At 62.9% G+C, this 12,095-nt stretch carries 10 protein-coding genes; 1 reads left to right on the top strand and 9 read right to left on the bottom strand.

All coding sequences use genetic code 11. The annotated features are described in order from the left end of the window. Positions 1–516: transposase (locus ACWEKM_RS43870; RefSeq protein WP_451626907.1), on the bottom strand; the 516-nt coding region annotated here is incomplete at its 3' end. 294 nt (positions 517–810) lie between these two features. Here ACWEKM_RS43870 and ACWEKM_RS43865 point away from each other — a divergent pair. Then, on the top strand, positions 811–1,266 hold the full coding sequence (locus ACWEKM_RS43865) for a hypothetical protein (RefSeq protein ID WP_451626906.1): 456 nt from the start codon (positions 811–813) through the stop codon (positions 1,264–1,266). A gap of 129 nt (positions 1,267–1,395) precedes the next feature. Here ACWEKM_RS43865 and ACWEKM_RS43860 read toward each other — a convergent pair whose 3' ends face one another. The 8 genes from ACWEKM_RS43860 to ACWEKM_RS43825 all read right to left on the bottom strand — a co-directional run bounded on the left by ACWEKM_RS43860 (position 1,396) and on the right by ACWEKM_RS43825 (position 11,695). Beyond that, positions 1,396–2,814, bottom strand: a complete 1,419-nt coding sequence (locus ACWEKM_RS43860; RefSeq protein ID WP_451626905.1) for a serine hydrolase domain-containing protein — start codon at positions 2,812–2,814, stop codon at positions 1,396–1,398. 499 nt (positions 2,815–3,313) lie between these two features. Continuing rightward, entirely contained in the window at positions 3,314–3,859 is a 546-nt protein-coding gene (def, locus tag ACWEKM_RS43855; RefSeq protein ID WP_451626904.1) for a peptide deformylase, read from the bottom strand. Positions 3,860–3,942: 83 nt separating this feature from the next. Next, positions 3,943–4,776, bottom strand: coding sequence for an ABC transporter ATP-binding protein (locus ACWEKM_RS43850; RefSeq protein WP_451626903.1), 834 nt, complete (start codon positions 4,774–4,776; stop codon positions 3,943–3,945). Between the two features lie 4 nt (positions 4,777–4,780). Then, positions 4,781–6,634, bottom strand: coding sequence for a dipeptide/oligopeptide/nickel ABC transporter permease/ATP-binding protein (locus tag ACWEKM_RS43845; RefSeq protein WP_451626902.1), 1,854 nt, complete (start codon positions 6,632–6,634; stop codon positions 4,781–4,783). A gap of 73 nt (positions 6,635–6,707) precedes the next feature. After that, complete coding sequence (locus ACWEKM_RS43840; RefSeq protein WP_451626901.1) at positions 6,708–7,742, bottom strand: ABC transporter permease; 1,035 nt, start codon at positions 7,740–7,742, stop codon at positions 6,708–6,710. A gap of 19 nt (positions 7,743–7,761) precedes the next feature. Further along, on the bottom strand, positions 7,762–9,333 hold the full coding sequence (locus ACWEKM_RS43835; protein ID WP_451626900.1) for an ABC transporter substrate-binding protein: 1,572 nt from the start codon (positions 9,331–9,333) through the stop codon (positions 7,762–7,764). A gap of 220 nt (positions 9,334–9,553) precedes the next feature. Continuing rightward, positions 9,554–10,321: a type 1 glutamine amidotransferase gene (locus ACWEKM_RS43830; protein WP_451626899.1), complete on the bottom strand. Its 768-nt coding sequence runs from the start codon at positions 10,319–10,321 to the stop codon at positions 9,554–9,556. 39 nt (positions 10,322–10,360) lie between these two features. Further along, positions 10,361–11,695 (bottom strand): diaminopimelate decarboxylase, encoded by a 1,335-nt coding sequence (locus ACWEKM_RS43825; RefSeq protein WP_451626898.1) that lies wholly within the window; start codon positions 11,693–11,695, stop codon positions 10,361–10,363. Positions 11,696–12,095 lie beyond the last annotated feature (400 nt).

The raw sequence follows: 12,095 nt of genomic DNA, 5'->3' as shown, positions 1-12,095 counted from the left end.
GTGCCGACGCCTCCCGTTGACCTTTTCCCCGCCGTCGCAGCCACGCGAGCCGGCGGGCACCGACGCGGCCCCCTTCACCGACTGCGAGTCAATGACCGCCGCGGCCGGATCCGGATCCCGCCCCTGATCCTCACGGGCCTTGTCACGCAGCCGGTCATGGAACTCCTTGGCCAGCCCCTTCTCACGCCATCGGCGAAAGAAGGCGTACACGCGGTCCCACGCGGGGAAGCCAGCGGGCATCGCCCTCCACTTGATCCCGTTGTCGGTGACGTACCGGATCGCATCCAGCATCTGCCGGTGGCAACAGCCCTCCAACTGTCCGCCCCGGCCCTCCAGCCAGACCGGGACCGGCATCGCGTCGCGCACCACCCGCCACTCCTGGACCGTCATGTCGGAGAGATACGCACGCACCCACTCCGGGCGGTCGGCCGCGTTCCCGAACCGGTGCGCGAGACAACCACACAGCGACACGCGGAAGTCGGACGGGAACAGCATCGTCACGCAAGACTGGGACAACAGGGCCTCCCTGCACTCGAGTCGGCTCCGCAACCCTCGTGCTGCACCGGAGGCCCTGCCTCCATCCGCTCACCCAGCCAAGATCACCCAACCAGGCATCCCGTTCGACCAGAACCGTCCCCGCGATCGATAGGGATACGGCTTCTTAAGACCGTCCCCTCCAACCTCGACGCCGAGCACCTGCACCAGCTCAAGCTCCGCGGCGCCCGCCCGGCAGGACCCCCACCAGCTCTTCCGGCCGTCAGTCGCCTGGACGACCTCCCGTCGCACCAGGCGCTCGAAGTCGAACGCACCGTGGACCCGAACGGCTGGATCAACCTGGCTGGCCAGCGGGTGAAGATTGGTGCTGAGCTCGCTAACCGGGTGATCACCGTGCGACTCGACGGGCATCTCCTCCACGCGGTGCACGACGGACTGCTGGCCAAGACCCTGCCTTCACCGTTCGCAGCTGGAGAGCGCCCGCGGCTCGTCGGCGCCCGTATCGCCGCGACACAGCTTCCGCCGGCCCCGGCCGCCGTCAGCGTTGAACGCAAGGTCCCGACCGACGGCGTCGTGATGGTGGCCCGCCAACGCCTGCGCGTTGGGCGCACCTGCGCAGGCCGGATCGTCACCATCTACGTCGAGGACACCCACTTCCGCGTCACTTACGAGGGCGCCGAGATCTCACCAGCCCCCACCTCCAGCGCTGTTGACAGCTGCAGACTGGCCATAACTCCGTGGTCTTGGGATACTTCCTCGGTGCTGCCATGAGAGAAATCCTTCCGGGTCAAACCCGGTGCGGTTCAACTCTAGAGATACCAAGGAGCGTATTCAGCCGCCCAGGTGACATGCCGGCGGGCGCGAGCGGCCAGAGTCACGCGGCCGAAGGCGGTCCGGAAACTATCTGGGGCGCTCCCGGGAAAATTGGATCGGATAACAAACGCAATCACCGACACGGATGCCAGGGGCTCCCCCTTCGGTGTTCGCCGCAACGAGACCAGCGCCGGCCGGTTGGGTCAGCGTGAGTAGTCCAGCCAGATCGGAACCGATCCTGCGCAGTTGAAGCATTATGGTTCGGCCCCTGCCGATCGGGGAACCCGTCATATCTGAAACTTGCCCGGCCATCCGTACCGCATAAGAACCAGGCTTGAAAATACTTGCAGTGACCCGCTCTGCACGGTTGATGATTATCGCTGTCTCCCGCTCTCCAAACTCTGCCTGTAGCACCAGTTCTCCAAACTCTGTGATGACCTCTGCGCGCCAACTGCCGACTAGGTCGTCCGGCGTGGGGCCATCTGACGAGGGCTGCTCGGTAAATTTCCGGGGTTGGGAATCCAGAAGAGTTCCGCCACTAAGCAAGAACGCCGCGATCTGGTCTGCTAGCCGCACTGCCGTTGACGATCCGGTTACATTACTAAGGACGGCAACGCTCAGCTGCGCAGCGGGCACACAGAGCAGCTTCGTGCTGACCCCTCCCATGCCACCGCTATGTCCCAAGGCACTCGCCCCCCCGACTTCAGTAACATCCCATCCGAGCCCGTAGTCGCCAAGGTTGTCCGGCTTATGTTGCAGAGCGCGGACATGATCGATCCCTGCGAACGCACCACCTGGCACTGCCGCGAGTCCAAAGCGTGCCAAATCCCCTGCTGTGGCCCAGGCGAGGGTGCCCCCCCGGTGCTCAACGTCGTAGATCGGGTAGGCAATCTTGTCGGCGCCGTAGCGTTCAGCAGTATTCGAAGAACCGCCTGTATATTCCGCTCCGATCGACAGTGATCCTAGAGCCAACGGGGCGGCGACTAGTTCCAATGCGACTTCTGCCGGATCACTCCCGGTCACTCGGGCGATGACCTCATCAAGGATGCCGTAGCCGAGATTGCTGTATTCGTAGCTGATTCCTGGAGATACTGCCACGACGCCATGCCGCTCGATGGTCGATCGGATGGAGTCTAGCCGCGCACGTGCTTCGTCCGCGTAGAAGAATCGGTAGAATCTGCCGAGCCCGGCGCGGTGGCCTAGCAGCTCAGCGATGGTGGGCTGTCGAACCGCCCCAATGGTGGGCAATTTATAGCCGAGAATGCGATCGACTGGCATGTCAAATCTGAGGCGCCCTTCCGCAGCCAGCAAGGCGACAATCGTCGCCGTAATCGGCTTCGTGATCGAGGCCAGCAGGTATGCAGTCTCGGGGGTTGCCTCGATGCTCCTCTCCGCGTTAGCTGATCCCCATGCCCATTCTGCGATAAGCTCACGCCCAACACCAATAGCGACTGACAGGGACGGGAGCTTCTCATCGGCCGCTAGGGCAGCCCTTGCGAGATCCATAGCGCCGGATACTAGTTGGGGTGCAAAAGACATAGACACGGCTCCTCAAATCTCGCCCCAATGCTACTTCCCCTCAGGGCGGCGAAATAGTCTTTTCGATGTACAGAGATATCAGGACTAAGGGCAGCGCGGTCGCCACGGCCAGCTTCAGCAGGCCCTCATAGCACTCGCCTCCCGGCGGACGCATCAACACCCTCTGGGCCATACTCCGCGACCGCACCAGCTATCAGGAACCCATTCCTGCCATCGCCACTCAATCCGCCCTGACAACAGCATTGCGATTCCCAGTGGCCGATTTGGGTTCGGGTCTCGATGACCGCCGGCCGCTGGTGGATGGGCTTCATGCTTGTGGAGTGCTTCAGCGTCCCCTCGCGGTTCCTGCCCCTCGGCGGTAGGCCTCCCGATCCGCAGGGTGAAATCGGCGCGCGCCGGGATCAGCCCTGGTAGATCGCCTCTGCGCCATGGCATGCCGTTTCGGGTGTGCCCGCGAAGATCGGCCTCAGCGGCCGAAGTTCGTATGTGGACTGACCTTGACGATTGGAGGCGTCAAGCCCGCCCACTCTGCCTGCCGGATCTCCATCATCGCCGCCTTGTGGGTCTCAGCGTCGAGGCGGTCGATGAACAGCACACCGTCCAGGTGATCGGTCTCGTGCTGGATGACTCGTGCCAGCCTCGCAGTGCCCTCGATGGTAATGGGGTCTCCGTACATGTTCTGCCCGTGCGCAACGACGTTTGCCCATCGCATGCAGTGCCAGCGCAGCCCGGGGATGGATAGGCAGCCCTCGGGGCCGTCCTGCTCTTCGTCGTCCGGAAAGTGCAGTACTGGGTTGACCAGATGCCCTGACTGGTGGTCGTCGATGTGAAAGGTGAAGACCCTTAGGCCGACTCCGATCTGTGGCGCGGCTAGCCCCGATCCGGGCGCGTCCAGCATCGTCGCGGTCAGGTCGGCCACGAGAGTCCGTAGCTCTTCATCGAAGGTGGTGACCGCGTCGGCGGGGGTGCGAAGGACAGGATCGCCGAAGAGGCGGATGGGCTGGACAGTCATGCGTACCCCCCGCTGTATCGTGGAGCGCTGTTTGCGGGGCGAGTTGGTTCGCCGCCGCCCATCATGAGATCGATGGACATCACTTACCTCGCCTCTCCTGGGAGCATCTTTCGGGTGCCGTTTCTTCCTTGGTGAAATCGGCCGCTATCCATGCTGGGGACGGCCGCGACCAACTGCTGTGTATACGGATGTGTTGGGCGAAGTGTGATGTCGTCGGCTGCCGACGATTCGACGATTCGACCGTCCTTCATCACCGCGATGCGCTCGGACATGTACCGAACGACGGCCAGGTTGTGCGAGATGAACAAGATGCTGACGCCGGTTTCTTGCTGGACGTCGCGGACGAGGTTGAGCGCGGCGCCTTGTACCGAGACATCCAGCGCCGACGTGATCTCGTCGGCGATCAACACCTCTGGTCGAGCTGCCAGCGCTCGAGCGATGGCGACGCGCTGTCGCTGCCCGCCCGAGAGCTGCCGGGGAAGTAGGTTTTCATGTTTCGGGTCGAGACGTACAAGTTCCATAAGTGACCGAACCTCGGCGCGCAGGTCGACTCGCCTGCCGCCGCCCGCGGCTGTGACGCCTTCGGCGATCGAGGACCCGATACTCCTGCGTGGGCTGAGGGCCCCGTAGGGATCTTGGAAGACGAGTTGTATGCGCCGTCTACGCACCCGCATGGAACGTGTGAGCCGACCATCAGGTGGATGAATTGGCTCTCCATCGAGGAGAATCTCTCCTGACGAGATAGGTGCCAGGCCCACTATCGCACGGGCCAGGGTTGACTTTCCCGAGCCCGATTCGCCGACCAGTCCTACGACTGAGCCGGCTTCGACGGTCAGGCTGACGCGGTCGACGGCGGCGGTCGCGTGGGCGCCGGAGCCGAACATGACGACGAGGTCCCGGATTTCCAGCGCGCTCATAGCACTACCTCCGTTCCTGCACACCGGACTCGATGTGGCTGTAGGTGGAATTGCTCTGGGGCTTCCAGCATGCGACCCGCCGCCCGTTGGGTGCCTCGACCAATGACGGTCGAGACTTGAGGCAGGTCTCGTCGGCCAGCGGACAGCGTGTCGCGAACGAACAGCCCGCAGGTAGGTTGCCCGGTTCTGGAGGCCGGCCGGGAATGGTCGCGAGTGCGGCGTCCCGGCTGGTCGTCATATCGGGGATGCTGGCGACGAGCGCGCGAGTATAGGGATGAGCAGCATCGTCGACGAGCGCATCTACGGGGAGGTCTTCGACGATCCTGCCTGCGTACATCACGAGTACGCGTGACGCGATTTCGCTGATCACGGCGATGTCGTGGCTGATGAACAGGACAGCTGCCTTTCGTTCGGCCGCCACCTGCCGCAGCAGTGCGAGCACCTCGCGCTGGACGGTCACGTCGAGCGCGGTCGTGGGCTCGTCGGCGATGATCAGCGCTGGCTCAGCCATCAGGCCCATCCCGATGATCGCCCGTTGCCGCATCCCACCCGAGAATTCGCTTGCGTATTGACGCGCCCGGCGCTCAGGCATCGAGATACGGACGGCGCGCAGCCTGTCCACCGCCTTGGCCATCGCGGCGCTACGGCTCATGCCCTGGTGCACGGTGGAGACTTCGGCGAGCTGCAGGCCAACCCGCACCGCTGGGTTAAGTGCGGACATCGGGTCTTGGAACACGGTTGCAAGGGACCTTCCGAGCAGGCGGTTCCGCTCGGCGGGGTTCATCGCTTGGACGTCGCGTCCGGACAGTTCCAATCGATCGGCGACGACCTCGCCCGCTGGGGGCACCAATGCGCCCACCGCCGCGGCCATGAGGCTCTTTCCCGAGCCGGACTCGCCCACGACGCCGATGATCTCTCCGGCCGCCATCGCAAAGGAGACGCCTGCAACCGGCCGGTAGTTGCTGGCTTTGGCGGGGAAGGTGATCGAGAGGTTCTCGACGCGGAGAAGCGGTGTCTCGATTGAACGGCCAACGCTGTCCGGTTCGGTGGGCACTGTGGATGCCTGAGCGCTGCTCGTTCCCTTCGCCGCGCCTGCCTGGGTGGAATGATCTTGCGCCATGATCTCGCCAGCGAGGATGAATGTAATGCCGGCGATAAGGATCGCGATGCAAGGCGCGAGTGCCGCAGCGGGGGCGGTGTAGATGTTGTTCAGCCCGTCGCCCAGCATTCTGCCCCAGTCGAACGATGGGCTCTGAACACCGAAGCCGAGGTAGCTGAGTCCGGAAAATGCGACGAGCACTCCGCCGGACAACGTTGCGGTGTTGATGATCAGCGGCCCGGCGATGTTGGGCAGGACGTGGCGCCAGATAACTTGTGGACGGCTGACACCCAACTGGCGGGCTGCCGAGATGTAGTCGGCCGTGGCGACGGCGCTCGATATCGTGTAGGTCAGGCGCGCGATGCCTGGTGCAGTCGCCAACGCGAGGGCGAAAACGGCTGAGCTCTCCCCTACCCCGAGGATCAACGAGAGGAACATGGCGAGGAGCAGGCCAGGGAATGCCACCATGAGGTTGATTACCCAAACAACGACGCGGCCTATCTGCTTGCCAAGTACGAGCGGCATGGCGCCAACTATTACCCCTATCGCAGTGGCTAGCAGCGTGGTGGCGATAGCTAGGACAACAGACAGCCGCGCGGCTACCAGCGTGCGGGCGAACACGTCCCGACCAACCTGATCAGTCCCGAGCCAGTGCTCGCTTGAGATACCTTGCAGCATATTGGGCACATTGATCTCGGTGGCGCGTGCTTCAAGAAGTGGCGGCGCGATGATGATGGTCAGCGTGATGATCAGCAGCATCGAAACCGTGATCATCCCGAGAGGGCTGCGGAGTACCCGAGGTGCTCGGAGCGAGGATTTTCCACTCATGGGTTCAACGCTCCTTAATTGCGGTCCGCGGGTCAATGACGGCGATCACAATGTCGACGACGAGATTAATGACCAGTACAGCACCGCCGAAGAATAGGCCCAGTGCCTGAACGACGGGAAAGTCCTTGCCAAGCGTCGAAGAGACCATTTGAGCCCCGACACCAGGCCAGGCAAAGATCTTCTCGACGAGGACCGTCCCAGCGAGCAGTCCACCCAGGATGAGGCCGCTCACCGTCAGCGTCGCTGCCAAGAGGTTCGGCAGGGCGTGACGCAAATACATAAGCCTCCGTGGGAGGCGTTTTGAGCGAGCCACTCGCATGTACTCCTCACCCAACACCCGCTGGGTCTCGACACGCACGATGCGAGCCAGCAACGCAGCAGGGCCGGCAGCCAGGGCCACCACCGGCAGAACGTAGGATTCAAAACCCCCTTGCCCTGCGACAGGCAGCGTCTTAAAGGTCACAGCGAATAGGAACTGAAGGAAGACACACAAGACAAATTCCGGGAGAACCGAGAAGAATCCTGTTGTGGAGGCGAAGCCAATATGGACACCCCGCCTCCGCCCGTTGGCGCTGACGATCCCGACGAGCATGCCCAACGGAATTGACAGAAGCAGGACAACGACGAAGGCGCTGACAGCGATAGTGATCGTCGAGGGAAGCTCCTGTGCCAGCATGCTCCGCACCGGAAGCCCAGTGCTGAGTGAGTTCCCGAGGTCGCCCTTGGCCAGGTCGCGAACATAGGTCAGGTACTGGCTCCACAGGGGACGATCCAGCCCAAGCTCATGTATTTTGGTTTCGACGGTTTCCGAGGGGACATTGTCGCCGAGTGCGTTACGAACCGGATCACCGGGTATGGCGTGGACCATTACGAAAACGGCGGTGACCAGGACAAAAAGAGCGAATACGAACTGGCCGAACCTTCTGGCAAGGAGAACCAGCCACGGATTGGCGAAAATCTTCGCGGGAATCGAGACGACCGGTGCACTGACCGAAACCATGAAATTTGGACCCATCCTCACACTGATGGCTTTTGCCACTGATGACTACGCAACAGGCCTAGTCCATCCTGATAGTTGTCGGAAGAAGCGTCCCGTTGCCGGACAACTTGAACGTTGCACCCTTCCCATAGGTGAGCTGTGGTTGCTGGCCGGTCATAACCTTGTCAACGTTCTTGAACAAAGTGACTTCCGCCGCGTTCCAGCCCGCACAACTCTTCGTGCCGGCCTGAGCGGACGCCTTCGCAACAAGCGAGTTGTACTCAGGATTGTCGATCGAGCTGAAGTTCGACCCCTTCGGCGCTCCCGGCCCGGAATTCCACGCAACAAACTGTGCAGGAGTCTGGCCGCCAAGCCCAAACAAGGCCGCATCCCAAGAAAAGGTTCCGCCCATAAGTCCACTGGTGTTCTGCTGGGAGGACCGGCCTGCTAGCTTCACGTCGACGCCCAGCCGCTTCCAATCCGCCGCGATCAGCTGGGCAGCCGACGACGCGGGGGCCTGTTCACTGGAATACGCCAAGGTGATAGTCAGATTCTTACCCCCCTTACTCAGCGTTCCGCCAGCGGTTGTCCACCCATCGGCTGTAAGGACAGCCTTGGCTTTCGCCAGATCAAACTCCGGTTGATTGCCAGTAACCGTGTCGCCAGGGCATACCTTTGGGGTACCCATCTGCCCGGTAGCCGGCTTCCCAAGACCGGCTGTCGTCGCCACTGCCAGCTGCTTCGTGTCGAGCGCCATTGCAAGAGCCTTGCGGACCGTCAAGTCTGCGGTCGGCAGCCCGGGCGCATGGTTGAACCAGAGTTGGCTGCTCGGAATATTCGAGCCTGCGGAGAACAGCTTGTTCTCCTTCAAGCGGACCTGATCTGTGCCCAGGACAGTTGCCGCGTTCAGCTGGCCACCGACCAAGAGATTGGCGGTCGTGGTGGCGCTACTGATTACCTTGACAACAATCTTGGCGGGCAGGGCTGCCGCTGCGGTGTCGGGGCCTTTGGCTGGACCCCATGTATAACCTCTTCGAAGCGTGTACTCGATGTGGTCGCCCGGCGCGACACCGGAAACGACATAGGGACCCGAGCCATGGCTTCCCGACGCGAGGGCGCTTCGGTCCGCCAGACCCTTCTCACAGACAAGCGGCAGCGACGAAAGGCCTTGCATGAAGAACGACGCCGGATGCGGAATCTTCACTGTGACGGTATTTGCAGACTCATCGGCCGTTGCGATGCTACCGCTCGGGACGGCCGATCCGGCATACGGGTTCGCGTTTTTCGCGTCGGCGACGTAATTCAGATTGTCGGCAACGGTCCTGGCGTTCATCGCGCTACCGTCCGAACACGAGACACCACTGCGGACAGTCAGCAGCCAGGTTGTAGGGCTGGTATCTTCCCATTTCGTCAAGATTCCAGGCTCCAGCTGCTTCTCATCGTTCAGGATTACCGGAGTGTCGTAGGCGAGAGCCGCGACCCTGATGTTGTCGCTTGCGAGGGTGCGCTGCGGGTCAAGGCTACCTGGATCCACGGAGATCCCGAGGGTGAAGGTCTTTGCCCCCTGACTGCCGCCGACCGAGCATCCGGCCGTTGCGGCCATAGCGAGTGCCCCGAATGAGGTGAGCGTCATGCGAATTGTCCGGTTCATGGTTCGAACCCCTTCGCTCGGAGGAGCCGGTCGAGCCCCTCGGCTGGTGCGTTTGCGGGAGCCCGCTGCCGTGTCAATGCAATGGTGGCGTAAAACTACCGCAGGTAAAGCCATGCGGGTAGAAGAATTCGTGCGGCCATCCGATCCTCGCCGCCGCTTTCCATGAAATATAGCGAGGTGGTGAATTCTGGTCCGATCCAGGGAAAGAATCGGTCACGCGTCAGAATTTCGCAAGGTCCCCGGCATTCATTCGCACAACGATTTCGGCAAAACGGTGGGTGAATGCGTGCCAGGCAACCGCCGCAGCCGCCTCGTCTGCTTTCGCCTGCACATACAGCTCGTCCAGATCGAAGCCCTGCGCACGTACCTCGTCCTGATCCCAGCCGAGGATCTGAGCGGCCGCGATCTCCGGGTGGAACTGCACGCCCCAGGCAGCATCCCCCACGCGAAAGGCCTGGTATGGGCACTGTTCGCTCTCCGCGAGCCATACCGCTCCGGGCGGCAGTTCGGTAATGATGTCCACGTGGTGCTCGATGGCGGGGGTCACGGTCGGCAGCGCCCCAAACAGCGGATCATCGAGTGCTCCGGTGCGCAGCCGAATGGGCACACTCCCGTACTCCGGGGCACCATGCTGGCCCTTCACCGTGCCGCCAGCCACATGGGCGAGTATCTGACCCCCCAGGCAGATGCCCAGCATCGGGTTGCCCAGCTCGAGCGCCTGGCTGATGAGGCAGCGGACAGCGGGAAGCCAGGGCGCCTGCGCATCGTCACAAGGGTGGAGCCCACCACCGAGAACGAGCAACGCCCGCTCCCCCAACTCGGTCGGCACTTCCGCACCAGCATGGGCACCGACCACTTCCAGCTGGACACCAGCCTTCCGCAACCAGTGCCCCACGAGTCTGGACCCATACGATGCTTCGTTCTGGACCACGAGCACGGTCTGCCCCCGGCTGTCTTCACCCCGGTTCGGGCCATCGTCGACGATCATCCGCAAACCTCCCTGTGGTTTGTGTGCGTTGGCCGGTGCTCAGGCTGGCTGAGCCACAGCTGAGGGATTGCGAGACGGATCGGCTTCCCTGAGAAGGTCATCGACGGTCTGTGCAGGGCGCAAGAGGCGGAAGTGAACGTTCTCTCCGGAGTCGATGCGCACGCCGTAGACGGCGGGGGCAGGCAGGTCGTTGTAGAAGAACGGCGTTGAGAAATAGTAGGCGCCAGTGTCGAGTACAGCGACGATGTCACCGGGCTCCAACAGCGGCAGCGGACGTGCCTGAGCCAGAAGGTCGCCGGCGAAACAGCACGGCCCAGCAACATCCTGAACGACGGGCTCTCCCGCCTTGGCGGCGCCAACGGAGGTGTGCGCGGTGATCCGCAGGGGCCAGGAGTCAGGCATGAATACGGTCCGCGCTGCGACCTGGGCGCCGGCGTGAGTGACCGCGATCGGCCGATCGCCAGCTGCTTTGGTATACTCAACATAGGTGGCCATAAAGCCGTTTTTCGCCAGCAGTGAACGCCCGAACTCGGTAACGATCTCGTACCTGCCGCTGAACAGGGCCGGAGATTGGGCCCTCAGTTCGGCGACGTAGTCCTCAAAGTCACACGGTGCGTCGGTGGTGAAGTCAACAGGCAGCCCTCCGCCGATGTCGATGCCGACCACCTGGCGCCGACCTAGCTCGACGTTGATCTTCTCGGCGAAGTCGACGGCCTTGGAGATGCCCTGGGCAATCAGGGTCAGCGAACAGCCCTGTGAGCCGACGTGCGCATGTATCCAGGTGAGCCACGGGCGGTCGCGATAGGCAGCCACCAGCCGGTCACGATTGCCGGCGTCCTCCAGGGCGATACCGAACTTGGAGGTTACGGTCGCCGTGCTCATCGCGGCGATCGATCCACTGCCGACCTGGGGGTTAATCCGGACGCCGATCCTCGATGCAGACGCACGGGTGGCGAGGATGTCGTCGATGCGGGCAAGTTCCTGGAAATTGTCCACGTTCACCGCGACACCGAGGTCCAGGGCCTCCTCGAGCTCGCGGCGCGTCTTGGCCGGAGAGTCGAAAACGATCTGCTCCGGCGCGAAGCCCGCAGCCAAAGCTCGCGCAAGTTCTCCGGGGCTGGCGACCTCACAGCCCATTCCGTACCGGCGCAGCTCCTCCAACACGGGTACCAGGGAGTTCGCCTTCGCTGCGAACGTGTGAAGCACCCGGTCGGGGCCCGGGAAGGCCTGGTGCAGCGCGGCAACGCTGGCGCCGAGAGTGTCGAGATCGACAAAAGCGGTAAGCATCGCGTCGTCGGGATGCAGAAGCCGCTGTCGCACCGCGGCGCTCAAGATGCGCTGGCGTCGTGCAGCCCCTTGGGAGTCGGTGGTCACGTCGGGCCCTTCAGATCGTTCTGCCCGCCGCTCGGTACTTCCCAGGCGGCGACTGGTGCGCGCAAGGTTGCCCTCACTTGCGGGGACGCGTCTTCGTCGTGGCGCTCACAATTCGACCGACCGCATAGTCCCCCGACACCAACCACTGCCCAGCAAGGCTGCTGGTGCTGGACGACAACGCGACGCCAAGATCCCTCGCGCATTGCAACATATGCAACGACATTCACGGGCTACCCCGGCTCATCCGCCGCAATTGCACCTGCGCCAGGAGCCGTGCGTTGGGGCCATTCAAGTCGATACCGCACACGGGGGTTAGCCCTTGATCGGGGACACCCTGATCATTGGATCGTGAGGATCCGAAGAACAGGAGTTCCCGTTGGGGACGTCGAAGTACTCGCCT

It is taken from the genome of Streptomyces sp. NPDC004752, assembly GCF_053601275.1.
The sequence above is the reverse complement of the archived record's forward strand: the minus strand, read 5'-3'. Positions and strand labels throughout refer to the sequence as shown.